The sequence below is a fragment of the Frondihabitans peucedani genome (assembly GCF_039537585.1).
Classification (GTDB): Bacteria; Actinomycetota; Actinomycetes; order Actinomycetales; family Microbacteriaceae; genus Frondihabitans; species Frondihabitans peucedani.
Genome location: NZ_BAABAU010000001.1, coordinates 1,319,583 through 1,343,066, shown reverse-complemented (window position 1 = coordinate 1,343,066; position 23,484 = coordinate 1,319,583). Strand labels below are relative to the sequence as shown.

Annotated in this window: 22 protein-coding genes; 9 read left to right on the top strand and 13 right to left on the bottom strand. The window is 71.8% G+C overall.

Annotated features, from left to right (window positions below; all coding sequences use genetic code 11):
- Positions 1 to 26: 26 nt before the first annotated feature.
- Complete coding sequence (locus ABD733_RS06205) at positions 27 to 905, top strand: helix-turn-helix transcriptional regulator (RefSeq protein WP_344794140.1); 879 nt, start codon at positions 27 to 29, stop codon at positions 903 to 905.
- Positions 906 to 1,324: 419 nt separating this feature from the next.
- Here ABD733_RS06205 and ABD733_RS06200 read toward each other — a convergent pair whose 3' ends face one another.
- From ABD733_RS06200 to ABD733_RS06175, 6 genes are all read right to left on the bottom strand, one after another.
- Positions 1,325 to 2,212 carry an ABC transporter permease subunit gene (locus ABD733_RS06200; protein WP_344794139.1) on the bottom strand — a complete coding sequence of 296 codons (888 nt, stop codon included), beginning with the start codon at positions 2,210 to 2,212 and terminating at the stop codon, positions 1,325 to 1,327.
- Entirely contained in the window at positions 2,209 to 3,144 is a 936-nt protein-coding gene (locus tag ABD733_RS06195; protein ID WP_344794138.1) for an ABC transporter ATP-binding protein, read from the bottom strand. The genes ABD733_RS06200 and ABD733_RS06195 overlap by 4 nt, the downstream gene beginning before the upstream one ends.
- Positions 3,145 to 3,281: 137 nt before the next feature.
- Positions 3,282 to 5,000: a class I adenylate-forming enzyme family protein gene (locus tag ABD733_RS06190; protein ID WP_344794137.1), complete on the bottom strand. Its 1,719-nt coding sequence runs from the start codon at positions 4,998 to 5,000 to the stop codon at positions 3,282 to 3,284.
- A gap of 77 nt (positions 5,001 to 5,077) precedes the next feature.
- A complete protein-coding gene (locus ABD733_RS06185; RefSeq protein ID WP_344794136.1) occupies positions 5,078 to 6,367 on the bottom strand; it encodes a M18 family aminopeptidase in 1,290 nt (429 codons plus the stop codon).
- Between the two features lie 132 nt (positions 6,368 to 6,499).
- Positions 6,500 to 6,799, bottom strand: coding sequence for a hypothetical protein (locus ABD733_RS06180; RefSeq protein WP_344794135.1), 300 nt, complete (start codon positions 6,797 to 6,799; stop codon positions 6,500 to 6,502).
- Positions 6,800 to 6,850: 51 nt separating this feature from the next.
- Positions 6,851 to 7,651 (bottom strand): alpha/beta fold hydrolase, encoded by an 801-nt coding sequence (locus ABD733_RS06175; RefSeq protein WP_344794134.1) that lies wholly within the window; start codon positions 7,649 to 7,651, stop codon positions 6,851 to 6,853.
- A 32-nt stretch (positions 7,652 to 7,683) separates the two neighbouring features.
- Here ABD733_RS06175 and ABD733_RS06170 point away from each other — a divergent pair, with 32 nt between their 5' ends.
- Complete coding sequence (locus ABD733_RS06170) at positions 7,684 to 8,382, top strand: NAD(P)H-hydrate epimerase (RefSeq protein WP_344794133.1); 699 nt, start codon at positions 7,684 to 7,686, stop codon at positions 8,380 to 8,382.
- A 23-nt stretch (positions 8,383 to 8,405) separates the two neighbouring features.
- Here the strand turns inward: ABD733_RS06170 and ABD733_RS06165 are convergent, their stop codons facing one another.
- The gene (locus ABD733_RS06165) at positions 8,406 to 9,812 is read right to left on the bottom strand and encodes an MFS transporter (protein WP_344794132.1); all 1,407 of its coding nucleotides are present in this window, start codon (positions 9,810 to 9,812) and stop codon (positions 8,406 to 8,408) included.
- A 272-nt stretch (positions 9,813 to 10,084) separates the two neighbouring features.
- Positions 10,085 to 10,726: a PadR family transcriptional regulator gene (locus tag ABD733_RS06160; protein ID WP_425552864.1), complete on the bottom strand. Its 642-nt coding sequence runs from the start codon at positions 10,724 to 10,726 to the stop codon at positions 10,085 to 10,087.
- A 202-nt stretch (positions 10,727 to 10,928) separates the two neighbouring features.
- On the opposite strand from ABD733_RS06160, the gene ABD733_RS06155 reads away from it, so the two are divergent.
- Positions 10,929 to 12,020 (top strand): alpha/beta fold hydrolase, encoded by a 1,092-nt coding sequence (locus ABD733_RS06155; protein ID WP_344794131.1) that lies wholly within the window; start codon positions 10,929 to 10,931, stop codon positions 12,018 to 12,020.
- On the opposite strand, the gene ABD733_RS06150 is transcribed toward ABD733_RS06155, so the two are convergent.
- Positions 12,017 to 12,646, bottom strand: coding sequence for a hypothetical protein (locus ABD733_RS06150; RefSeq protein ID WP_344794130.1), 630 nt, complete (start codon positions 12,644 to 12,646; stop codon positions 12,017 to 12,019). The two genes, ABD733_RS06155 and ABD733_RS06150, sit on opposite strands and share 4 nt — an antisense overlap.
- A gap of 1 nt (position 12,647) precedes the next feature.
- On the bottom strand, positions 12,648 to 12,929 hold the full coding sequence (locus ABD733_RS06145; RefSeq protein WP_344794129.1) for a hypothetical protein: 282 nt from the start codon (positions 12,927 to 12,929) through the stop codon (positions 12,648 to 12,650).
- A 105-nt stretch (positions 12,930 to 13,034) separates the two neighbouring features.
- Here ABD733_RS06145 and ABD733_RS06140 point away from each other — a divergent pair, with 105 nt between their 5' ends.
- Entirely contained in the window at positions 13,035 to 13,304 is a 270-nt protein-coding gene (locus ABD733_RS06140) for a hypothetical protein (protein ID WP_344794128.1), read from the top strand.
- 8 nt (positions 13,305 to 13,312) lie between these two features.
- On the opposite strand, the gene ABD733_RS06135 is transcribed toward ABD733_RS06140, so the two are convergent.
- Positions 13,313 to 14,170 (bottom strand): HpcH/HpaI aldolase/citrate lyase family protein, encoded by an 858-nt coding sequence (locus tag ABD733_RS06135; protein WP_344794127.1) that lies wholly within the window; start codon positions 14,168 to 14,170, stop codon positions 13,313 to 13,315.
- Between the two features lie 157 nt (positions 14,171 to 14,327).
- Here ABD733_RS06135 and ABD733_RS06130 point away from each other — a divergent pair, with 157 nt between their 5' ends.
- The gene (locus ABD733_RS06130) at positions 14,328 to 15,731 is read left to right on the top strand and encodes a TIGR04086 family membrane protein (RefSeq protein WP_344794126.1); all 1,404 of its coding nucleotides are present in this window, start codon (positions 14,328 to 14,330) and stop codon (positions 15,729 to 15,731) included.
- Between the two features lie 100 nt (positions 15,732 to 15,831).
- Here ABD733_RS06130 and ABD733_RS06125 read toward each other — a convergent pair whose 3' ends face one another.
- A complete protein-coding gene (locus ABD733_RS06125) occupies positions 15,832 to 16,578 on the bottom strand; it encodes a hypothetical protein (RefSeq protein WP_344794125.1) in 747 nt (248 codons plus the stop codon).
- 5 nt (positions 16,579 to 16,583) lie between these two features.
- Positions 16,584 to 16,787 carry a hypothetical protein gene (locus ABD733_RS06120; protein WP_344794124.1) on the bottom strand — a complete coding sequence of 68 codons (204 nt, stop codon included), beginning with the start codon at positions 16,785 to 16,787 and terminating at the stop codon, positions 16,584 to 16,586.
- 294 nt (positions 16,788 to 17,081) lie between these two features.
- On the opposite strand from ABD733_RS06120, the gene ABD733_RS06115 reads away from it, so the two are divergent.
- The 4 genes from ABD733_RS06115 to ABD733_RS06100 all read left to right on the top strand — a co-directional run bounded on the left by ABD733_RS06115 (position 17,082) and on the right by ABD733_RS06100 (position 23,445).
- Complete coding sequence (locus ABD733_RS06115) at positions 17,082 to 18,671, top strand: S53 family peptidase (RefSeq protein WP_344794123.1); 1,590 nt, start codon at positions 17,082 to 17,084, stop codon at positions 18,669 to 18,671.
- A gap of 28 nt (positions 18,672 to 18,699) precedes the next feature.
- On the top strand, positions 18,700 to 19,806 hold the full coding sequence (locus ABD733_RS06110) for a LacI family DNA-binding transcriptional regulator (protein ID WP_344794122.1): 1,107 nt from the start codon (positions 18,700 to 18,702) through the stop codon (positions 19,804 to 19,806).
- A 116-nt stretch (positions 19,807 to 19,922) separates the two neighbouring features.
- Complete coding sequence (locus tag ABD733_RS06105) at positions 19,923 to 22,034, top strand: beta-galactosidase (protein WP_344794121.1); 2,112 nt, start codon at positions 19,923 to 19,925, stop codon at positions 22,032 to 22,034.
- A 49-nt stretch (positions 22,035 to 22,083) separates the two neighbouring features.
- Complete coding sequence (locus ABD733_RS06100; RefSeq protein WP_344794120.1) at positions 22,084 to 23,445, top strand: extracellular solute-binding protein; 1,362 nt, start codon at positions 22,084 to 22,086, stop codon at positions 23,443 to 23,445.
- The last annotated feature ends 39 nt before the right edge of the window (positions 23,446 to 23,484 follow it).

Below are 23,484 nucleotides of genomic sequence, written 5' to 3'. Positions count from 1 at the left end.
CCCCGGCCAGCCCGGAGAATGGTCGCATGACGTCACGCGAGCACGGCGACCTCGGTTCGCTCCTGAAGATGTGGCGCGCGACGGTGTCGCCGATCGACGTCGGTCTGCCGTCCGGCTCGTCGCGCAAGACGCCCGGCCTCCGCCGCGAGGACCTCGCCCAGCTGGCCGGACTGTCGGTCGACTACGTGATCCGCCTCGAGCAGGGCCGCGCCCGGAATCCCTCCGACCAGGTCGCCGCGTCGATCGCCCGCGCCCTGCAGCTCGGCGACGCCGAGCGCGACCACCTGTTCCGCGTCGCGGGGCTCCTGCCGCCGTCGCCCGAGGTCGTCCCGACCCACATCCCGCCGGGCGTGCAGCGGCTCCTCACGCGCCTCTCCGAGTCTCCGATCGCCGTGTTCAGCGCGTCCTGGGACCTCCTCGCCTGGAGCCCGCTCTGGGCGATCCTGCTCGGAGACCCCAGCGGCCGCACGCCCCTCGAGCGGAACGTCGTCGCCGGCACCTTCGGCATCGGCCACCCCGCCTACGGCGAGGGCACCCGGGTGCGGCACGACGACGGCGGCGACCACTTCAAGCGGTCGCTCGTCAGCGATCTGCGGCTGGTCCAGGGCCGGTACCCGCAGGATCCGCGCCTCCGCTCCCTCGTCGACGACCTCCTGGCGCAGAGCCCCGAGTTCGCCGACCTCTGGGCCGTCGGCTGCGTCGGCGAGCACCAGTCCGAGCGGAAGACCGTCCTCAACAGCGTCGTCGGCGACATCGAGATCGACTGCGACGTGTTCACCGTCGCCGGTGCCGACCTCAGGATCGTCGCCTACACCGTGCCCGCGGGGTCGCCCGAGGCCGAGAAGCTGGAGTTCCTGCGCGCTTCTGCCGGCGTGGCCGCCGGCGCCGGGTCGCTGTCTGCGTAGCAGGTGCGGGCTGCGCTCAGGCTCGTGCTCCTGCTCCTGGCCCCTCGTCGTGTGCGAGTGAGTCCTGGCTCCTCGTCCTGTGCCCTCGTCCTGTGCCCTTGACGCATATGGACGGAGATTCTCGCGCCGACCCCTCCCGATCCGCCTCACTTTCGTGTTTTCGGGAGGATCTCCGTCCATATGTACGCCCGGAGGCCCCGGGAAGCAGGATCTCCGTCCATATGTACGCCGGAGGCCCCGGGAAGCAGGATCTCCGTCCATATGCACGGACCCACACCCCGCAAGCGGCAGCAGCGCACACCCCGAAATCGGCAGAAGCCCGCGAACCGGGCGCTCGAGGCGCGGGTTCGCGGGCTTCTGCGGGGTGAGCCGTAAGCGCCAGCCGGAGCCGGAGCCGGAGCCGGCGGCTCGCCCCGGCGTCAGGCGTCGCGGCGCTTGACCAGCACGGTCGCGACGACGAGCGACACGACGACCCAGGCGATCATCACGAGGAGCCCCTGCGTCTGGTCGAGGGTGACGATGCCGTCTTTCACGCTGGCGGTGCCCGAGCCGTAGCCGAACATCAGCCCGCCGGCGTTCGAGGGGAGGAACGCGTTGATGTTCTGCGCCCACTTCGCCTGCGTCAGCCCCTGGACCACCTGCAGGACGATCGGCGCGACGAACAGCAGGCCGATGGCCGCAGCGATCCCGCCGGCGCTCGAGCGGATGATGGCGCCGAAGCCGTAGGCGATGAGGCCGGCCAGGGCGAGGAAGCCCGCGCCGCCGACGAGCGACAGCCAGAAGGTGCCGTTGCCCCAGTCCAGCGTGATGTCGCTGCTGTTCGACAGCAGCGGCGCCGAGACCACGGCCGCCAGGATCAGCGACACCAGGCCCACCACGAACGTCACGACGCCGAACACGATCGCCTTGCCGAAGAGGGCGCCGAGGCGCTTGGGGTCGGCGGTGAAGGTCGACTTGATCATGCCGGTGCCGTATTCGCCGGTGATCATCAGGGCACCGAGGACGGCGGCGATGAGCCCGGTGAAGTTGATGCCGAGCGTGACCGCGGTGACGGCGGCCGCCATGCCCTGCTCGCCGGAGGCGGCGCGCGCGGGTCCTTGGCCGCCGGCACCCTGGCTGAGGTTCTGCGCCGAGATGAGTGCCGCGAATCCGACGTTCAGCAGCAGGATCAGCAGGTAGCACCAGAAGGTGGAGCGCAGCGAGCGGAGCTTGACCCACTCGGAGCGCAGGATGCCGCCGAAGCTGAGGCGGGACAGGTTCGCGTGCCCGTGCGACGACGGGCGGGCGGGAGCGGTTGCGGTAGTCATCGGACGACCTCCGGTGTCGGGGCGGCGGCCGCCGTGTCGCGGTACTCGACCTCGTCTTGCGTGAGGGCCATGTAGGCGTCCTCGAGCGAGCCGTCGAGAGGGGTGAGCTCGTGCAGGATCACGCCGGACGCGGCGGCGATCTCGCCGATGCGGGCGGCGGGGATGCCGTGGACCTCGAGGAGGTCGGCGGCGGTGCCGGTGACGCTGGCGGACTGCTCGGCCAGCAGCGGCGTGAGCTGGGCGGCGTGCGGGGTGCGGACGCGGACGGCGTCGCCCTTGGCGCGGGCCATGATCGTCTCGACGGACTCGTCGGCGATCACGCGGCCGCGGCCGAGCACGATGATGTGGTCGGCGGTCTGCGCCATCTCGCTCATGAGGTGCGACGACAGGAACACCGTGCGGCCCTCGCGGGCGAGGTGGCGCGCCAGGTTCCGCACCCAGACGACGCCCTCGGGGTCGAGGCCGTTGACGGGTTCGTCCAGGATCAGCGTGGCCGGGTCTCCGAGGAGGGCGGCGGCGATTCCGAGCCGCTGTCCCATTCCGAGCGAGAAGCCGCCGACGCGCTTCTTGGCGACCGACTCGAGGCCGGTGAGCGCGATGACCTCGTCGACGCGCTTGCGGCCGATCCCGTGGGTCGCGCCCATGGCGAGCAGGTGGTCGAAGGCGCTGCGCCCGCGGTGGACGGCCTTCGCGTCGAGCAGGACGCCGACCTCGCGGAGGGGAGCCGCGTGCTCGGCGTAGCGGCGGCCGTTGACGGTGACGCTCCCGGAGGTGGCACGGTCGAGGCCCACGATGAGGCGCATCGTGGTCGACTTGCCGGCGCCGTTCGGGCCGAGGAAGCCTGTGACGAGGCCCGGCTTGACGTCGAACGAGACGCTGTCGAGGGCGGTGCGCTCGCCGTAGCGCTTGGTCAGGTTCTCTGCGTGGATCATGCTGTTCGCTCCATGGCTCTCAACCTAGGAGCGCCCCCGGCCGCGGTCATCGTCCTCAGGTACCACCCTGAGGGCTCCCAGGTCTCGCCCTGCGAGCAGCGGTGGCGGCGCCGCTCGCGAGACCTGGGCCCGCAGGATCAGCGCCGCGGCTTGACGAATCGGCCGTCCGCGAAGTCGCGGGGCGAGCGGTCCTGCATCACGAAGTGCTGCTTCTTGCCGGTGGCGGTGTAGGGGAGCTCGGCGACGAAGGAGTAGTAGCGCGGCCGCTTGAAGCCGGCGAGGTCGACCGACGCCCGGCAGTGCGCCTCGAGGGCGTCGGCGGCCTGCTGCTCGTCGTCGGCGACGCCCGGCCGACGGACGATGTAGGCCACGACGACCTGACCCCACTCGGTGTCGGCCATGCCGCAGACGATCGAGTCGGCGACGGCCGGGTGCTGGGCGAGGGTCTCCTCGACCTGGACCGGGTGGACGTTCTCGCCGCCCGAGATGATCATGTCGTCTTTGCGGCCGACGACGGTGATCACCTCCTCATCGTTCCAGGTCGCGAGATCGCCCGCGAAGAACCAGCCGTCGCGGAACTTCTTGGCGTCCTCCTCGGGGTTGCCCCGGTAGGTGTAGCCCGATTTCACGGAGCGGACGGCGACCTCGCCGATCTCCTTGCCGTCCTTCGCGACGGGCTTCGCGGGGTCGCCCGGGCCCTCGCTCGAGACCTTGACCACCACGACGTCGTCGTCGATCGACGCGCGTCCGGCGGCGCCGGCGAACGTCGTCAGCTCGTCGCCGGGGAGGAACGTGTTCCAGAAGGCCTCGGTGGTGCCGTAGCCGTTCGAGATGTTCGGTGTCAGGACCTTCTGATAGCGGAGGGCCGCGGTGCGCTCGAACGGCGCGCCCATCGTGACGATGCCCTTGAGGGTCGAGAGGTCGCGCGGCTTCGCCTCCTGCTCGTCGGCGAGGCGCTCCAGGTTCGTCGGCGCGCCGATCACGTAGGTGAGGCCGCGCTCCTCGACGAGGTCCATGACGAGGCCGGGGTCGAACTGCGGCAGTGTGACGGCCTCGGCGCCGACGTAGAAGACGGTGTTCGGGCCGGCGCAGTAGGTGCCCCCGCGGTGGAACCAGGGCGACATGTTCATCGTCCTGTCTTTCGGGGTGAGCGACATGTTGATGATCACGTCGTGCGCCGTGAGCACCTCGTTCAGGCTCGTCAGCGGCACCGCCTTCGGCCGCCCCGTGGTGCCCGAGGTGTAGAGCCGCGTCGTCTCGTCCCAGGTGGTCGCGTCGTCGGGCGCCGTGAACGAGGGCGCCCCCTCGACGAGCAGATCGTCGAAGCGCAGGATCCTGTCGAGGCCGGCCAGGTCGTCGTCGTCACCGACCGCGACGAGCACCTCGGGCCGGTGCTCGGCGAGCTCCAGGGCGGCCGCGACCTGCGCCGCATCGCTCGCCTCGAAGAAGAACACGGCGGGGCGGGAGTCGTCGAGGATGAAGGCGGACTCGCCGGGTGCGAGCCGGAAGTTCATCGGGGACCCGACGGCGCGGAGGCCCTGGGTCGCCAGGTAGAGGAACGCGAACTCGGGCCGGTTCATCAGCTGGTAGCAGACGACGTCGCCGGTGCCGACGCCGTGCTCGCGGAGGCCCGCGACGAGTCGGCCGGTGACCTCGCCGAGCTCGGCGTAGGTCCAGCTGGCGCCGGTCACGGAGTCGGTGAGGGCCGTCCGGCCCGCGTACCGGTGCGTGTTCCGCTCGAAGCCGTTGGCGTAGGTGTAGTTCTTCTCGAAGACGCCCTTCAGGACGCTCGGGTCGTAGTCGCTGTTGCGCTCGGAGCCGGTCGAGGTGGCGGTGCCGCCCGCGGTGGTTGTCACTAGGTGCCTTTCTCGAGGCGTGCCACCCAGCGTGGCGCCTCCCATGTTGTGAGGATCCCTCATCAGGATACAGGTGGTCAGGCCGGGAGCAGGAACGCTCCGGCCGCGCGAGCGAGATGGCCCGGGTCGTCCGCTCCGCACAGCTCTCGCGCGGAGTGCATCGACAGGAGGGCGACGCCGACGTCGATGGTCCGGATGCCGAGGCGGGTGGCCGTGAGCGGGCCGATGGTGGAGCCGCACGGCACCGCGTTGTTCGACACGAAGGGCTGGAACGACACGCCCGCCTGGTCGCAGCATCGCGACCACTCCGCCGATCCTGCGCCGTCGGTCGCGTACCGCTGCTGGGCGTTGATCTTGAGCAGCGGGCCGCCGTTCGGCACCGGGTGGTTGGCCGGGTCGTGGCGCTCCGGGTAGTTCGGGTGCACCGCGTGCCCGGCATCGGACGACAGGCACCAGGAGGCGGCGAACGCGCGCATGCGCTCGGTCTCGTCGGCTCCGCGGCCGGCGCTGATCCTGCTCAGGATGTCGGCGAGGAACGGGCCGCTCGCACCGGAGACGGTGGCCGAGCCGACCTCCTCGTGGTCGAAGGCGGCGAACACGGCGGTCGACGCACCGGACTCGAGCTGGTCGGCGGTGTCGATCAGCGCGGTCAGCCCCGCGTGCACGCTGGTCAGGTTGTCCATGCGGCCCGAGGCGAACAGCTCGCCGTCGAAGCCCAGCAGGCCGGGCTCCTGCGTGTCGGCCACGATGACGTCGTGCCCCCGGACGTCGCCCGCCGAGACTCCCGCGATCCGGGCGAGGGACTCCAGGATGTCGCCGCGCCCGGTGCGTCCGGACAGCCCGGTGATCGGGTGCAGGTGCCGCTGCGGGTCGAGCTTCAGCCCCTCGGAGTTGACTCCGCGGTCGAGGTGGACGGCGAGCTGCGGGAAGCGCAGGACCGGGCCGGTGCGCACCAGGTGCACCGAGCCGTCGCGCGTGACGAGGCGCCCGGCGAACTCCAGGTCGCGGTCGAGCCACGAATTGAACAGCGGGCCGCCGTAGACCTCGACGCCGGCCTGGCGCCACCCGTAGCCGCCGGTGTCGGGGTTCGGCTTCAGCTTGAACGAGGGGGAGTCGGTGTGGGCGCCGACGATCCGGAACGGGGCCGTCGCCGTCTCGCCGCGGGGCTGGACCCAGGCGATGACCGCTCCGTCGCGGACGACGTAGCGGCGCCCGGGCCCGCTCGGCCACGCCTCGGTCTCGTCGAGCCTCTGGAATCCGGCGTCGTCGAGGCGCCGGGCCGCTTCGGCAGCGGCGTGATACGACGACGGCGACGCCTGGACGAACGAGGCGAACGAGGACAGGTGGGGGCTGAGCGCGGGAGTCATCCCCTCCACCCTGCCACGCCTCACGGCAGAAGCGCCTTCCATGACGGGCGCCGGCTCGTCACGTCTCCGGGTCGGAGACGAACCGGCGGAACTCCGGGGTCGCCCGGGGCGTCCCGGAGCGCCCGCTGAGGGTCAGACGAGACGCAGCGGCGGGCGGGTCTCGAGGGCGCCCCGGCCGACGAACTGGGCGCGCGACTCGTTGAGGCTCGTGCAGTAAGAGCGGGGCAGGTCGGCGTCGGCGAAGCTGACCTCGAAGAGTCCGGCGATCCTTCGGAGGCGCCCGAGGAAGGCGGCCGGATCCGCAGGATCGAGCCGGCGGTCGTAGATCGACCAGCGGTCACGCCCCGTGCAGAAGAAGTGGACGTCCGACTCGCGCGTGAGGGGCCCGCGGGCCCCGTCGGGGCGATCGAGGAGCTTCAGCCGGGCTGCCATGCCCCGAAGCTAGCGCGGACGGGTGAACGACGGACGAACGCGCCCTGGCGCTCAGCCGCCGGCGTTCAGCTCGACGAACGTCCGCAGCAGGTCGGTGATCTCGTCGACGGGGAGGAGTGACGACCCGTGATCCTGCCCGATCAGCTCGAAGAAGCTGGCCGTCGCCATGCGCCGCGCCGCCTCCTGCGACTGGCGGAGCCGGTCGGGGTCGTCGGTGCCGGCGAGGAGGAGCGTCGGCACGGTGATGGCCGCGGCGCCGTCGATCCCGAGCGGGACCGCCGCCTCGATGCCGTCGAAGTAGGCGCGGAGGGCGACGGGGTCGTTCTGCCGGAACGCGAGGGCCGTCGCGGGGTCGATGTCGCGCCCGCGGTGCTCGCCCCAGGCGGTGACGAAGGCGTCCATGCCGCCGGAGTCGAGGGCCTCGCGCCAGGTGGGGAAGAAGGTGAGGCCGATCCTGTCGGTCATCGCCTCGAACGAGCCGCCGATGGTGGTGAGCGTGCGGAACCGCTCGGGAGTCGCCGCAGCCATCCGGAGACCGATGCGCGCGCCGATCGAGTACCCGACGAGGTGCACGGGCCCGGCGCCGACCGCGTCGAGGACCGCGTCGACGTCCTCGATGAAGCGCTCGGGCCGGTAGGCAGCCGCGTCGTGCGGCTTGCCGCTCCGGCCGTGCCCGCGGAGGTCGAGAGCGATCACGGTGAAGTCGCGCTCGAGGTCGCGGAGGTACCCGAGCCCCCGCCAGCTGCCCTTCGACAGGCCCGACCCGTGCACGAGAAGGACGGGGTCGCCCGCACCGCTCACCTCGTAGGCGATCTCGGTGGCGTCGGTCGGGTTAGAGACGGTGGCGCGCATCGGTCCATTCTCGCGCGTGGCAGCATGGGCCGATGATCCCCGGGTACACGGCAGAGCAGATCCGACGCGCGGAGGCGCCCCACCTCGAAGCGGGCGAGCCGCTGATGGAGCGGGCCGCCGCAGGCCTCACCGCCGTGATCCGGGAGGTGCTCGCCACGCGCGGCGCGGCGCCAGGTGCAGTGCTGGTGCTCGCAGGATCCGGCGACAACGGCGGCGACGCCCTGTTCTCCGCCGCCTCCCTCGCCGGGGCCGGCGTCGCGGTGCGGATCCTGACCACCGGGTCGCGCGTCCACGAGGCGGGGCTCGCGGCGGCCGAGGCCGCGGGAGCCTTCACCGCGGAGCGCGAGGCCGAGCCCGGGTCCGAGGCCTTCGCCGACCTCGTCGACGGGGTGGACGTGATCGTCGACGGGATCCTCGGGATCGGCGCCGGCGGCGATCCTGGGCTCCGCGGCCGGGCCCGCGAGGTCGTGGCCGCCCTCCGGCCCCGGGTGCTGATGCGGCGGGCCGACGCGCCCTCCGTGGTGGCCGTCGACCTGCCGTCGGGCATCGGCGCGGACGATGGCGCCTTGCCGGACGGCGTCGTCCTGCCCGCGCTCGTCACAGTGATGTTCGGGGGAGCGAAGGCGGGGCTCCTCCTCGCGCCGGGCTCGGGGCTGGCCGGTCGGCTCGTGGTGGTCGACATCGGCACGGGGGACGAACTGGCGCGGGAGGAGCCCGCCGTCAGGGTCTGAGGAGGGTCAGGGCCTGACCAGGTTCAGCTCTTCACGACCGAGAGCGGCTGCGTGATCGACTCCAGGCCGCGGCGCTCGGCGTCCACTCCGAAGATCGCCGCGATCACGCCGCCGAGGATCATGATCCCGGCGCCCAGGTAGTAGCCGACGGTCAGCGGGCCGCGGTCGCTGCCGTCGCCGACCAGGATTCCGTAGACGAGCGGCGCCACCGCGCCGAAGATCTGGGCGAGGGCGAAGAAGTACGAGATCGCCTGGCTCCGGATCTCGAGGGGGAAGATCTCCGAGACCGTGAGGTACGCGCTCGACGCACCCGCCGAGGCGAAGAAGAACGCCACGCACCAGAAGATCGTCTGCGTCGTCGCAGTCAGGAGGTCGGCGCTGAAGAGCGCCGCGGAGACGGCCAGGACGATGCCCGCGAGCACGTAGGTCGAGAAGATCATCTTCCGGCGCCCGATGGAGTCGAACAGCGGGCCGAGCACCAGCGGCCCCACCAGGTTGCCGATGGCGAACGGGAAGAAGTAGAACTGCACATTGCTCGAGTTCAGGCCGTAGAAGTTCGTCAGCACGAGCGCGTAGGTGAAGAAGATCGCGTTGTAGAGGAACGACTGCGTGATCATCATCGTCGCACCGACGAGCGTCCGCTTCGGGTACTGCTTGAAGAGCACGTGCAGGATCGTGCGGAACGGGATGCTGTCGGTCGACTTGACCTCCATGGCGAGCTTCGGGTCGACGTCGGTGAGGACGCCGCCCTCGCGCTGCACCCGGCCCTCGATGTCGTCGACCGTGGCCTCGGCCTCCTGCTCGCGGCCGTGCGTCATGAGCCAGCGCGGGCTCTCGGGGATGTTGCGGCGCAGGAAGATGATCAGGATGCCGAGCACCGGGCCGATGAAGAACGCCAGCCGCCAGCCGATGTTGACGGGGAAGATCTCGTGGTTCAGGAAGAAGAAGTTGGTGGCCGCGCCGATGGCGGCACCGCCCCAGTAGGTGCCGTTGATCGCGATGTCGACGCGGCCGCGGTACTTCGCCGGGATCAGCTCGTCGATCGCGGAGTTGATGGCCGCGTACTCGCCGCCGATTCCGAGACCGGCGACGAAGCGCATCGCGAAGAGGAACCAGACCGCCGGGGCGAGGCCGGCGAGCCCCGAGCCGACGAGGTAGATGACCAGCGTCAGGATGAAGAGCTTCCGGCGCCCGAGCTTGTCGGAGAGCCGCCCGAAGACGATCGCGCCGACGACCTGCCCGACGAGGTAGGTCGTGCCGAGGGCGCCGACCTGCCCCGACGACATGTGGAACTCCTCGGCGAACCCGTTCGAGGCGACGATCTGGATCTCGAGGCCGTCGAGCACCCACGAGATGCCGAGTCCGACGATGATCGACCAGTGGAAGCGCGTCCAGGGGAGGCGGTCCATCCTGGCCGGGACGAGACTCATGGTCCGTCCTCCGCTGTTCGTCGTCGATGTCATCTCTCGTCCTTCCGCCTCGCGAGCCTTCGCGACCCGCAGGTCTGCACACCGCGCATCGTCGCGCGAACTGCACGGTAGTCCTCGGGGGCGGTGCGATGTCCGGCAGGTGTCGACGGACGGCGCGCAGGATCGCGACGCGGCCAGGGCACGCAGAAGCCCCGCTGTTCCGGACCACCCCGCCTGCGTGCAGGAGAGGGTGTGCCGAGACAGCGGGGCTCTCGGGGTCGAGCCCGCCGGAGCTAGTCGGCGAGGATCGTGTAGAGCGCGCGGCGCAGCTCGTCGACCTTGGCCGTCGCCTGCTTGCGCTGCTCGGGGGTGGCGTCGAAGGCGAACTGCTTCATGACGCCGGCGAGCTTCATGGCGGCGCCGATGAACTCGTCGTGACGGTGCTCGGAGGGCGCCTCGGCGTCGTTCCAGGCCTTCGCGATCTCCTCCGAGTGCGCGGCGACGTAGGTCACGCCCGCCTCGGTGAGCTGGAAGGTCGACTGGCGGCCCTCGCCGACGGCGGTGATGAGACCCTCGTCGACGAGCTGCTGAAGCGTCGGGTAGACCGAGCCGGGGCTCGGGCGCCAGGTGCCGTCGGTGCGCTCGGCGATGGCCTTCATCAGGCCGTAGCCGTTCGCCGGCTCTTCGCCGAGGAGTGACAGGATCGCGAGGCGCACGTCGCCCTTGCGAGCCCGGCCGCGGCCGCCGCGGCCCGGACCGAAGCCCATGCCGGGGCCGAAGCCCATGGCCATGCCCGGGCCGAAGCCCATGCCGGGGCCGAAGCCTCGACCGGCACCGCGGCCGCGGCCGAAGGGGCCGAAGTCGCCGCGCTGCGGCATGTCGTGGTGGTGGTGCTGGGGTTGTGCTGAGAAGTGGTGGTCGTCGTGGGTACCCATGGGGTACTCCTTTCAGTGTGGTGATCGTCGTGGGGCGGCGGGCTCTCGGCCCGGGCCGCTCTCGCTGTCGGGTGTTCCCGTGTGCGATAGCTCAAAGATATATCGTGATAGTTCTTTGAGTCAAGGCCTTCGTCGGAAGTCGTCTCGGTGCGATGCCTCGGCGTGATCCTGCGCCGCTGCCGTCGCCTGCCACACTGGGGCGATGCCCGCCGAATCCGCCGCACCGCTCGAGCCCGGCGACTCCGCCACCGAGGTCACGGTCCGGAGCCTCGATGCCGGCGAGGTGTCGGTCCGCGTCAGCACCATCGGACAGGGCGGGACGCGACCGTTCGTGCTCGTGCCGGGCATCGGGGTCGCCAGCAACTACTTCGAGCGCCTCGCTCCGAACCTGAACCGCTTCGGTCCGGTGCACGCCCTCGACCTCCCGGGCTTCGCCGGCGTGCCCCACCCGGAGCGGGCGATGACCATCCGGCAGTACGCCGACCTGGTCGGGTTCGCGATCGACCGGCTCGGCCTCGTCGACCCGGTCGTCGTCGGCCACTCGATGGGCACCCAGGTCGTCGTCGACCTCGTGGCCAGGCGGCCCGAGATCAGGACCCTGGTGCTCATCGGCCCCGTCATCAACCCGCGCGAGCGGAGCGTCGGCGTGCAGGCCGTCCGGTTCCTCCAGGCGGCCGCGCACGAGCCCGGCCGGGTGAAGCTGCTGGCGCTGACGGCGTACCTGTTCTGCGGGCCGAAGTGGTTCTCGCGGATCCTGCCGAAGATGATGCGGTTCCCGATCGAGCGGGCCCTGCCTCGCGTGCGCGCCGACACGCTCGTGATCCGAGGCGAGTTCGACGCTGTGGCGCCGCCCGACTGGGTCCGCCGGGTCGGCGAGCTGCTGCCGTCGTCGCGGCTGTGGGAGATCCCGGGCGCCGGCCACTCCGTCATGCACGCGCACGCGGAGGAGGTCGCGGAGCTCTGCGTCGAGCACGCCGAGCAGCCCATCGAGGTCGACGAGGGCGGCGTCCTCCGGGAGTTCCGGCATGCCCGCGACGGCGGCGAGAGCGGCGAGTACCGCCCCACCCCCGCGAACGTGGTCTCCGCCGTCCGAGGCCGCCTGACCGAGGCGCTCGGCATGCTCCGCCGTGACGACCGGCTCATCGCCGAGGGCAAGACCGAGCACGCCGAGGCCATGCTCGAGGCGCACGAGCGGGCGGAGGGGTCCGACGAGAGCCCGGCGGCGGAGGACGAGAGCCCGGCGGCGGAGGAGAGCCCGGCGGCGGACGAGACGGCGGAGCCCGCGGGCGGCTAGTGGTAGTTCGGCGGCCAGTCGAACGCGGGCGTCGGATGCGCGGCCACACCGGCGGGAGTCACGACGAGGTCGATGTCCTGGAGGTCGCGGAGCACGATCGAGGCGGGATCGCCGGCCCTCCGGTGGTCGTCGACGAACACGGTCAGCGTCTCGCCGACGTCTCCGCCCTCGGCCCCGACGTGTCGGGCGTCGAGACGGACGTCCCACTCGGTGAAGAACTGCCCGAGGGTGAACTCCGTCTTCGTCGGCGACTCGATGTGGACGATGCCCGACGTGTTGTGGGTGTGCAGGGCCGTCGCGAAGCGGTCCTCCTCGTGGAGCCCGATCTGCCCGGGCACCGTGACAGCGCGGCCGTCGACGGTGATGGCCAGGTGCGCGTGGATGTGCTCGGCGAGCTTCTTCCCGTAGACGTTCGGCAGCCGGGCTGCGGCGGTCCGCTCGCGCTGCTCGGCGCCGGCGGGTGCGGGCCAGGGCGGCGCGCTCGCGGCCCCGTGGGCGAGCGTGGTCGAGGTCGCCCGCTCGTGGGCGACGAAGCCCGCGGCGACGGCGCCGACGACGAGCAGGATCACGAGGGCGAGCGCGGTCAGGCGCGCCTGGCGCGTCGTGCCCGGGTTCCGGCCCGCCATCTCAGCGCCCTGCCCCGAGGACGAGCGGCACTAGGAGCCCGGCGATCCAGATCGCGACGAAGAGTCCGCAGGCGAGGATGATCCACCCGGTCCGGCGTCGCGCAGGATGCCCCGGCTCGCCTCCCCACATCGCCGCGCGCTGGACGACGGTGTGCGCCTCGAAGACGACCTTCGACACCGACGGGTCGTTCCGGTCGAGCCGGCCCTCGTGGTCGAGCGCGACGATCCGCTCGGCTTCGGGCAGCGTCATCCGGACGGAGCTGCGTCGGGGGCGGTCGGGCATGCCCCCAGCGTGACACGAAAGGCTCCGAGAAGGGCGGGCAGGATCGCGCCGGCGTGCCTACCGTGGGCCCGGAGCGGCCGCCGGGCCGCCGGAGGAGGAGACACCGTGAGCGACCAGAACGGCCAGAACGACCAGGGCCAGGGCCAGGGCGACCGCCAGGATCAGGGGACGGGCGCCGACCCGTTCGGCGACGGTTTCGTCGAGGACGAGGAGAACCTCCGCGAGGACATCGCGCTGGTCGCCGGCGACGACGACCCGGCGCCCGAGGAGGTCCGCGGCTTCGACATCGACATCACCGAGGGCGACGGGCCGCTGCTCGAGGGCGGCGACGACGTCGACACCGGGTCGGCCGGCGGGCGGCGCGCCGGGCTCTGAGCCGGGCGTCAGTTCGGCTGCACCCCGAACGCCGAGGCGAGGCGCTCGATCTTCTGCGCGCGCCCGAGCCGGGGCAGGTCGCTGCCGTCGCGGATGATCCTGCCGCGGCTCTCGAAGTCGGCCAGGAAGTCGCGCGCCCACGCGGTGTCGGACGGAGTCGGGCTGATGACCTCGTTGATCACCGGCAGCTGCTCGATGTCGAGGCAGAGCTTGCCGGTGAGGCCGAGGTTGACCGCGACGGTCGACTGCTCGCGGAGGACGCCGTGGCTCGAGCCGACCGTCGGGCCGTCGATGGGCCCCGGCAGGTTGCCGATGCGGGAGGCCACGACGAGGCGGGACCGCGGGTAGGCCATGGCCATGTCGTCGGCGCTGGTGCCGGTGTCGCGGCGGTAGTCGCCGGAGCCGAACGCGAGGCGGAAGGCCCCGCGGGCGCTGGCGATGGTCGGCGAGAGCTCGATGCCGACGGCCGACTCGACGAGGGCGAGGACGGGCCTCGCGCCGTGCAGGCGGTCGAAGGTCTCGGTGACGTGCTCGCCGGCCTCGGTCTTCGCGAGCATCACGCCGAGGAGGCCGGGCAGCCCGACGAGGGCGTCGACGTCGTCCGACCAGAAGTCGGTCGAGCGGTCGTTGATCCGGACCCAGGCCTGCCCGCCGCCGGACAGCCAGGCGACGACGTCGTCGCGGGCCTCGGGCTTCCGCTTCGGGTCGACCGCGTCTTCGATGTCGAGCACGATCTGATCGGCTCGCGACCGCGCCGCCTGGTCGAACGACTCCGGCTTCGTGCCGGGGACGAGGAGCCAGGACCGGGCGATCTCGGCGTCGGGTCGCGGGCGGTCGGTGGCGGGGATGCTCGGTGCGTTGCTCATGGGACCTCGTGCTCGTCGTCGTCGATCGATGTTCTCACGCTAGTGCCGGGCGGGCGGTGACAGCGGAACCGGGCTCGGGCGCCATCGGCGGGGGAGCCGTGATTCAGCCCCGTCCGGGGGTACTGTCCCGCGTGAACACCGATCACGAGGAGCCATCATGACGGACCCCAGCACGCCCGCACGCGGCGGCGACCAGACCGTGTCGCACACCGACGACGAGGCGGTCGACACCGTCCGCGAGGAGCCCCGAGAGCCGGCCGTCGACCCGGCCGAGCCCGAGACCGCCCGAGACGAGCCGATCGCCGAGCACGAGTCGATCGACGAGCACGGCCAGGCGTCCGACGAGCGCCGGGCGTTCGACCGCCCCGAGCCCGACGCCGACAGCAGCGAGTACGGCGGGGCCGAGCCGGTCCGTGTCAGCGACCCGGTCGACGAGGGCGCGCAGGATGCTCCGGCTCCCCGCGCCGAGACCGCCAGCGTCCCGCCGCTGTCACCCCCGCAGGCGACCGCCGCCGCCGCCGGAGCCCCGCAGACCGGGGCCCTCCACGACGACAGCGCGCTGCGCGCAGCCGAGGCCGCCCGCTCGGGCGAGCGGGTGGATCCTGCGACGGAGGTCCTCCCCTCCGGTGCCGCCCGTGACGAGGACGGCCGCGACGACACCGGCCGCGACCAGGCCGGCCGCACCGAGACCGCCGACGTCGACGACACCCGCATCACTCCGGGCACCCCGCGCGCCGGCAACGCCTGGACGCCGCCGCCTGCCCCCGCGTCGCCGACCGAGTACGCCGCTCCCGCGACCGGCACCACGCCGACCCCCTACGCTCCGCCGACGCAGGCCATGCCCGCTTCGGCCGCGGCCCCCGCGACCAGCACCACCCCGATCTCGAGCCTCGGCACGTCGCCGGCCGAGAACCTCGGCTTCGCCGACGGCATCGCCGGGGGCGACGACGGCTTCACTCCGGAGGAGCTCGCGCAGCGCCGCTCGTTCCGCGACGAGATGGCGTTCCGGCAGAAGCAGGAGTTCGCCGGCATCAACTTCGGCTCGGCGTTCTTCGGCTGGCTCGCGGCCGTCGGACTCGCGGGGCTGCTCTACCTGATCGCCGGCGGCATCGCCGTCGCGGCGGGCCTCGCGCAGCCGTCGGTCCTGACCGGCTCGGCGTCGCGCGTCGAGTCGCTCGGCTCCGCGTTCGACACGCGGACCCTGCAGATCACCGCCCTCGTGGTGTTCCTCGTGATCCTGTTCCTGTCGTACTTCGTCGGCGGCTTCGTGGCGTCGCGCATGGCCCGCTTCTCGGGCCTCAAGCAGGGCCTCGCGGTCTGGCTCTGGGGCCTCGTGATGTCGATCATCGCCGCGGTCGTCGGTGTCGTCATCGGCAGCCAGGCCGTCTCGCAGGTGTCGAACATGGGTGCGGGCCTCAAGCTCGAGTCGTTCATCACGGTCGACGCGCTGATCGCCGAGGGCCTCATCGTCGTGCTGTCGCTCGGCGGCGCCCTCCTCGGCGGGCTCGCCGGTCTGCGCTACCACCGCCGCATCGACCGCTTCGGCCTCGAAGAGGTCTGAGCAGCGTCACCCCTCGCACCCCCGTCGGGCGCAGGCACCCCGTCGGTCGGGGGATCCTGCGCCGGACGGGGGTGCGGCCGTCGGGGGCCGGGCCCGCGCGCTAGCCGGGGGAGTGGACGCTCGCGGGGGCGTCGAGCCCCGTGATCAGGTGCACGTAGACCTGCCAGACGTCGTCGAAGAGCACCTCGCGGGCGATGTGCTGGTCGTACCAGCCCTGCAGCAGGGCCGGCTGCACCGAGGCGGCGAGAGGCTCGAACCGGACGGCCACCACCTCGTCGCCGTCGCGCGTCGTGATCCTGCGCCCGAGGGTCTCGCCCGTCGCCCGGTCGACGAACAGCATCAGGCCGGGGTGGTCTCCGACGACCACGTCGACCACGTCGAAGGGGAGCGCAGGATCGGGTCCGGCCACGCTCGTGCCGATGTGAGCCGACACCACGCGTGTCGACGCGGCCTCGCGGCGCGGCAGGCTCTCGGAGACGCCGGCCGCGGCGTCGTCGACCGCGCGCTCGGAGGCCTCCCGGATCGCGTCGCGCATCGCGTGGCAGATGACGGCCACGTCGCGCATCCAGGTCTCGAGGCGGGCGGCCTGCTCGGGCGCGAGCGCGTCGCCGGGTGCGGCACCGGCCGTGAAGACGCCGATCTCGGGCAGGTTCTCCCACTCCAGGACGAGCCGGGTGAAGCTCCCGGCCCGCGGCAGGAGCAGCAGCCGGGACGACGACGGCGTCGCCGAGAAGTGCAGCTCGGGCTCGTCGAGGAGGTCGTCGACGTCGACGGCGGCGCCGAATGCGACGTCGGGCAGCACCAGGCCGACCGTGAGCTGCCGCCAGTCGGACGAGAGACTCGGCACCGGGATCACCGGCGGAGCAGGTGCGGCAGCACGAAGACCGCGAACAGGAAGAACGCGCAGGCGGCGCCGAAGACGTACCAGGTCGAGCGCGGGAGGGTGGTCTGGCCGGCGGCCTCTCGCGAGGTGAGGCGTCGGTGGCGGGCCACGCCCTGGACGACGACCAGCAGGATGACGGCGGCCACGAGCAGGGCGATGATCAGGGGAGTCACGGCCTCCACTATCCCAGGCATTGCGCCCCGAAAAGAAAGTTGCGTCGCTCGCAGAGTTCTTCGCTACTGTGATATCGCGTCTCGGCTGGTTACCGAGCGCCTCCGCGTCGATGAGGACGACTCGCCCGTCCTTCTCCTGATCCGAGTGGCGTGCGAATCGAGCATCCTCTCGACGCCGACATGCCCCCGTTCCCGCCCGACGCCTCGCGCTCGGCGGGACGGGGGCATGTTCGTCCCGCGTCCTCTTCACGACCTCCCACGCTCCGTGTCGGAGGGTCGGAGTACACCGGTCCCATGAGCGATCCCACGGAGCCCCTCGACCACCTCGACCTCGTCCCCCTCGCCGGCAGCGAGCGGCCGCCCGCGCCCGGGCTCCAGCCCGCGGCAGCCGCGCTGCCCTCCGACGCCCCGGTCCAGGCGACCCTGGTGATCCGCCGGAAGAACGCGGTCGATCTCGACCAGGTCGCGCAGGGCGTGCCCGACGCTGCGGCCTACCTCCGCGACCACGGGGCCGATCCTGCCGACGTCGACCTGGTCGCCTCGACCCTCACGGGTCTCGGGCTGACGGTCCTCGAGAGCGACGCGGCCACCCGCCGCGTCCGCGTCGAGGGTCCGGCACCGGTCGTCGCCCGGGTCTTCGGCACCGAGCTGGAGGCCGTGACGAGCGAAGCGCCCGGCAGCACCGCCGCCGCCGCCGCACCGCGCGTCGAGCACCGGCACCGCTCCGGCGGGCTGAGTGTCCCACGTGCTCTCGACGGCGTCGTGACCGCCGTGCTCGGCCTCGACGACCGCCCGCAGGCCAGGGCTCAGTTCCGCATCGCGCACGCCGAGGCGGTCGACACGAGCTTCACGCCCGTCGAGCTCGGCGAGCTGTACGCGTTCCCCGAGGGCACCGACGGCACCGGCCAGACGGTCGCCATCATCGAGCTCGGCGGCGGCTTCGCCCAGAGCGACCTCGACGCCTACTTCGGGCCCCTCGGCGTCGGGTCGCCGGCGGTCCGGTCGGCCTCGGTCGACGGGGCGACGAACCAGCCCGGGGGCGATCCCTCGGGCGCCGACGGCGAGGTCCTGCTCGACATCGAGGTTGTCGGCGCCCTCGCGCCCCGCGCCGACATCGTCGTCTACTTCGCCCCCAACACCGACGCCGGATTCGTCGACGCCGTCACCGCCGCGGCCCATGCGACGCCGACGCCGACCGCCCTGAGCATCAGCTGGGGTCAGAGCGAGGACCAGTGGACGGCGCAGGCCCGGCAGGCCTTCGACGAGGCGCTCGTCGACGCGGCGGCCCTCGGCGTGACCGTGACGGCCGCCTCCGGAGACAACGGCAGCACCGACGGCGCGACCGACGGCCGCCAGCACGTCGACTTCCCTGCGTCGAGCCCGCATCTGCTCGCCTGCGGCGGCACCAGCCTGAAGGCCACCGCGGGCGCGATCTCGTCCGAGACGGTCTGGAACAACGGCGCCGGGCGCGGTGCGACCGGCGGCGGCATCAGCGACACCTTCGCGGCTCCGGCGTGGCAGACGGCGGCGGGTGTGCCCGGCACGGGCTCGGGGCGCGGCGTCCCGGACGTCGCGGGGAACGCCGATCCTGCGACCGGCTACGAGGTCCTGGTCGACGGGCAGCGCTCCGTCATCGGCGGCACGAGCGCCGTGGCTCCGCTGTGGGCGGCGCTGGCGGCCCGGCTCGCGCAGTCGCTCGGGGCTCCGGTCGGGCTGCTCGGTCCGAAGCTCTACCCGGTCGAGTCGTCGTTCCGCGACATCACCGAGGGCTCGAACGGAGCGTTCTCGGCGGGTACGGGCTGGGACGCCTGCACGGGCCTCGGCTCGCCCGACGGCACGCGCCTGCTCGCCGCCCTGTCGGGGAGCGCCGCCCACAGCGGATAATCTGACTCCGACAGATCGGAGAGCGGCCATGGCCGACGGCATCTCTCCGGCGACCGCCGAGCCCGTCTCGAACGGAGCCGGAGCCGAGGATCGCACGCGATTCTCGGCTCCGGCCGCGCGGCGGGCTCCGACGATCTACGACGTGGCCAAGGTCGCGGGCGTCTCGCACCAGACCGTCAGCCGCTACCTCAAGGGCTTCCAGGGCATCCGCCCGGAGACGCGCGAGCGGGTCGAGACCGCCCTCGCGGCGCTCGAGTACCGCCCGAACCTGACGGCGAGATCGCTCGCGACGAGCCGCTCCCACCGCATCGGGGCGCTGTCGCACGAGATCGAGCAGGTCGGGCCGAGCAAGATCCTGCAGGGCGCCAGCCGAGGCGCCCGCACGGCCGGGTACCTGCTCGACATCGTCAGCTTCGACCCCCACGACGAGGACGACATCCAGCGCGCCCTCCGCATCGCCGACTCGAGCGACCTCGCCGGCATCATCGCGTTCGCCTCGACCGACCGCGTGGTGGAGGCCTTCACCGCCTCCGGCTTCTCCGTGCCCTGGTTCATCGCCGGCGAGGTCGACGACCGGATCGGCGGCCACGAGCAGACCCGGAACGGCCAGGGCGTCCAGATGCTCGTCGACCACCTCGCCGACCTGGGCCACCGCCGGATCCTGCAGATCGCAGGGCCCGAGGGCTGGATCTCGGCGCGCAACCGGCGCTTCGCCTTCGACGTGGCCACTCGGGCCCGGGGCCTCACCGAGGTGGCGACCGTCTTCGGCGACTGGTCGCCCCGCTCCGGCTACCTCGCGGGCCTCGAGCTGCCCCTCGACCGCGACGCCACGGCCCTCGTCGTCGCGAACGACCAGATGGCCCTCGGGGCGATCCGCGCGCTGGCCGAGCGCGGCGTCTCGGTTCCCGGCGACATGAGCGTCGTCGGCTTCGACGACATCCCCGAGGCGCCGTTCTTCCAGCCCCCGCTCACGACGGTCTCCCTCGACTTCGAGCTTCAGGGCCGGCTCGCGTTCGAGCACATCCTCGACCTGATCGAGAACCCCGACCGGGCGGCGACCACGCCGGCCCAGACCTTCCGAGCGCAGCTGCGGGTGCGCGAGTCGACGGCGACGACGACCCCGCCCTCCGAGTGACGGGCGTCTGGTAACGAATCGGACTCGACCCTTGTGACCGGTAACACAAACGGTCTAGGGTCATTCCACACAGCGATGTTACCGCTAACACAGTCGAACAACGGAGTTCCTGCACGATGCCGTCCCTGCCTTCCGCCGCGCCCTCCCGCGTGCTCTTCGGAGCCGCCTACTACGCCGAGTACCAGCTCACCGACCGACTCGACGTCGACCTCGACCTGATGGTCGAGGCCGGCTTCACCGTGATCCGCGTGGGGGAGTCGGTCTGGTCGACGTGGGAGCCCCGCGACGGCGAGTTCGACCTCGACTGGCTGCAGCCCGTCCTCGACGGAGCCCACGCCCGAGGCATCTCGGTCATCCTCGGCACCCCGACCTACGCCGTCCCGCCGTGGCTGCAGCAGAGCCACCCCGAGATCGCCGCCGACGTGAAGACCGGGCAGCCGCACCCCTGGGGATCGCGCCAGGAGGTCGACTACAGCCACCCCGCGTTCCTGTTCCACGCCGAGCGCGTGATCCGCGCGGTCATCGCCCGCTACGCCGAGCATCCTGCGGTCATCGGCTTCCAGGTCGACAACGAGCCCGGCATGCTGCTCTTCCACAACCCCGGCACCTTCCGCCGGTTCGTCCGGGGCCTCCAGGAGCAGTACGGGACGGTCGAGGAGCTGAACCGGCAGTGGGGGCTCGTCTACTGGTCGCACCGCATCGCCGACTGGTCGGAGCTCTGGACCCCCGACGGCAACGCGCAGCCGCAGTACGACCTCGCCTGGCGGCGCTTCCAGGCTGCGGTCACGACGGAGTTCATCGCCTGGCAGGCCGACATCGTCCGCGAGTACAGCCGCCCCGACCAGTTCGTCACGACCTGCATCGCCTACCCGCGACCCGCCCTCGACGACGAGAAGCTCGTCGCGCGCCTCGACATCACGGCCGGCAACCCCTACTACGGCGTCCAGGACCACCTGTCGCTCGACCACGCCAAGGAGGTCCCGACCTCGTGGACCTCGACCGGCGTCGCCGGCCTCTTCCGCCAGGCCGACCGCATGTTCTCCTCGAACCAGCAGCGGTTCCTCGTGACCGAGACGAACGCCTGGTCGATCGGCGGCGCGACGCAGAACTACCCGCCCTACCCGGGCCAGCTCAAGCAGGCCGCCTTCGCGCTGATCGCCCGCGGCGCGGCGCAGATCGAGTACTGGCACTGGCACACGCTGCACTTCGGCACCGAGACGTACTGGGGCGGCGTCCTGCCGCACAGCCAGGTGCCGGGCCGCGTCTACCGCGAGGTCTCCGAGATCGGCCGGGCCCTGAAGGCGGTCGGCGAGCGGCTCGACGGCTACGAGCCCGACGCCGACGTCGCGATCCTGTGGTCGACCGACACGCGCTTCGCCTTCGACTTCACGCCCCCGCTGAACCTCGGCGGGCGCGAGGCCCGCCCGGACAGCTACCAGTACATCGTCGACGCGTTCCACGCGGGTGTCATCGGCGCGGGTGCCCAGGCGCGGATCCTGCACCTCGACCAGGCGTCCGCTCTCGGGGCTGCCGGCCTCGCCGAGCGGTTCCCGGTGCTGATCGCGCCCGCCGTGTACATCGCGACCGACGCGGAGCTCCAGCTCTTGGCCGACTACGCCGAGGCGGGCGGCCACCTGATCGTCGGGGTCCGCACCGGGTACGCCGACGAGGAGGCGCGCGCCCGCCTCGCGGTGGCCCCCGACCGGCTCCACGGCCCCGCGGGCGTCTGGTACGAGGAGTTCTCCAACCTCGATGCGCCGGTGTCCGTCACCGCGGAGGGCGGCTTCGCCCTCAGCGACGACGCGCGGGCCAACGACTGGGCGGACGGCCTCGTGCTCTCGGAGCCCGGCGGCGCCGACGTCCTGCTGCGCTACGCCGACCCGGCATTCGAGCGCTTCCCCGCCGTGGTGACGAAGGCCGCAGGATCGGGCCGCATCACCACCGTGGGGACCGTCCCGAACGCCGCCCTCGCGAGCGACCTCGTCCGCTTCGCCGTCGCCGAGCCGGTGGCCGCGGAGTGGGCCCGCGGCGCGACCGTGACGATCTCGTCGGGCCTCCTGCCGAGCGGCCTCCGGGCCTGGTTCGTGCACAACTGGTCGGCCCGGCCCTCGAGCATCACCGTTCCGCGCGACGTCGCGGACCTCACCAGCACCGAACCCGTCCGGCACCCCGCCGGCACCGTGATCTCTCTGGAACCGTGGTCGTCCCTGGCCCTGGTCGACGAGTGAGTTCGTCCGTCACAGCCGATCGACGAACCCGAAGAAGAAGGAAAAACCAATGAGGAAGAACGCACCGAGAACAGCAGTGGCGCTGGGCACCGGCCTCCTTGCTGTCACCCTGGTCCTGTCCGGCTGCTCCGGAGCGGGCGGCACCGGCGGGACCACGTCCACCAAGACGGTGTCGCAGGCCGACATCGACAAGGCGATGAACACTCCGACCACCCTGAACTTCTGGACCTGGGTCCCCGACATCAAGAACGAGGTAGCCCTCTTCGAGAAGAAGTACCCGAAGATCAAGGTCAACGTGCAGAACGTCGGCCAGGGAGCTCCGCACTACCAGAAGATCCGCACCGCGGTGAAAGCGGGCAAGGGCGCCCCCGACGTCGTCCAGATGGAGTACCAGTACATCTCGTCGTTCAACGTCACCGGCAACCTGCTCGACCTCGCCCCGTACGGCGCGAGCAAGCTGTCCGACCAGTACACGCCGTGGGTCTGGAACCAGGTCAAGCGCGACAAGGCCGTCTACGGGATCCCGCAGGATGCCGGCCCCATGGGCAACCTGTACCGGAAGGACATCCTCGCGAAGGCCGGCATCACCAAGGCTCCCGAGACCTGGGAGGAGTATGCGGCGGACGCGAAGATCGTCAAGGAGAAGACCGGGTCGTACATGTCCGACCTCGCCTCCAGCCAGGCCGGCCAGATGCTCGGTCTGCTCTGGCAGGCCGGCGTCAAGCCGTTCGGCTACGACGGCGACAAGGGCGTCACGGTCGACGTGAACTCGGCCAAGGCGAAGGAGGTCGCCTCGTACTGGCAGAAGCTGATCCAGGAGGGCAGCGTCTCCACCGACCCCGACTTCACCGACAGCTGGTACCAGGGTCTCGCGAACGGCAAGTACGCCGGCTGGCTGACCGCAGCGTGGGGTCCGGTGTTCCTGCAGGGCACCGCGGCGAAGACGTCCGGCCTCTGGGCTGCGGCGCCGCTGCCGCAGTACTCGTCGGGCGAGAACGTCTCGGGCAACTGGGGCGGCTCGAGCGACGCGGTCCTGAAGACCACGAAGAACCCGATCGCCTCGTACGAGCTGGCGAAGTTCATCAACAACGACGCGGAGTCGACGCTGCAGTTCGCCAACAAGCAGTTCCTGTTCCCGACGGCCACGAAGACCCTCGAGAGCACCGACTTCACCGACCAGAAGGCCGACTTCTACGGGGGTCAGCAGGTGAACAAGCTGTTCGCGGGCATCTCGGGGACGGTCGACACGAAGTTCGAGTGGCTGCCCTACATGGACTACGCCTACTCGAGCTACAACGAGACCATGGGCAAGGCGCTCGCCGCGAAGGGCGACCTCTCGGCCGGTCTCGACGCGTGGCAGAAGTCGCTCGTGAGCTACGGCACCCAGCAGGGCTTCTCCGTCAACAAGTAGCAGTCTCCGCGGGGCGGCCGGCCCGGCCGCCCCGCACCC

Coding starts and splice junctions, on each gene's coding strand:
- ABD733_RS06115 (WP_344794123.1), top strand. CDS start 17,082: ATGAGCGATCCCACGGAGCCCCTCGACCACCTCGACCTCGTCCCCCTC.
- ABD733_RS06175 (WP_344794134.1), bottom strand. CDS start 7,651: ATGCGCGCCACCGTCTCTAACCCGACCGACGCCACCGAGATCGCCTAC.
- ABD733_RS06150 (WP_344794130.1), bottom strand. CDS start 12,646: ATGGCGGGCCGGAACCCGGGCACGACGCGCCAGGCGCGCCTGACCGCG.
- ABD733_RS06135 (WP_344794127.1), bottom strand. CDS start 14,170: ATGAGCAACGCACCGAGCATCCCCGCCACCGACCGCCCGCGACCCGAC.
- ABD733_RS06180 (WP_344794135.1), bottom strand. CDS start 6,799: ATGGCAGCCCGGCTGAAGCTCCTCGATCGCCCCGACGGGGCCCGCGGG.
- ABD733_RS06155 (WP_344794131.1), top strand. CDS start 10,929: ATGCCCGCCGAATCCGCCGCACCGCTCGAGCCCGGCGACTCCGCCACC.
- ABD733_RS06130 (WP_344794126.1), top strand. CDS start 14,328: ATGACGGACCCCAGCACGCCCGCACGCGGCGGCGACCAGACCGTGTCG.
- ABD733_RS06185 (WP_344794136.1), bottom strand. CDS start 6,367: ATGACTCCCGCGCTCAGCCCCCACCTGTCCTCGTTCGCCTCGTTCGTC.
- ABD733_RS06160 (WP_425552864.1), bottom strand. CDS start 10,726: ATGGGTACCCACGACGACCACCACTTCTCAGCACAACCCCAGCACCAC.
- ABD733_RS06100 (WP_344794120.1), top strand. CDS start 22,084: ATGAGGAAGAACGCACCGAGAACAGCAGTGGCGCTGGGCACCGGCCTC.
- ABD733_RS06145 (WP_344794129.1), bottom strand. CDS start 12,929: ATGCCCGACCGCCCCCGACGCAGCTCCGTCCGGATGACGCTGCCCGAA.
- ABD733_RS06170 (WP_344794133.1), top strand. CDS start 7,684: ATGATCCCCGGGTACACGGCAGAGCAGATCCGACGCGCGGAGGCGCCC.
- ABD733_RS06205 (WP_344794140.1), top strand. CDS start 27: ATGACGTCACGCGAGCACGGCGACCTCGGTTCGCTCCTGAAGATGTGG.
- ABD733_RS06165 (WP_344794132.1), bottom strand. CDS start 9,812: ATGAGTCTCGTCCCGGCCAGGATGGACCGCCTCCCCTGGACGCGCTTC.
- ABD733_RS06200 (WP_344794139.1), bottom strand. CDS start 2,212: ATGACTACCGCAACCGCTCCCGCCCGCCCGTCGTCGCACGGGCACGCG.
- ABD733_RS06195 (WP_344794138.1), bottom strand. CDS start 3,144: ATGATCCACGCAGAGAACCTGACCAAGCGCTACGGCGAGCGCACCGCC.
- ABD733_RS06105 (WP_344794121.1), top strand. CDS start 19,923: ATGCCGTCCCTGCCTTCCGCCGCGCCCTCCCGCGTGCTCTTCGGAGCC.
- ABD733_RS06110 (WP_344794122.1), top strand. CDS start 18,700: ATGGCCGACGGCATCTCTCCGGCGACCGCCGAGCCCGTCTCGAACGGA.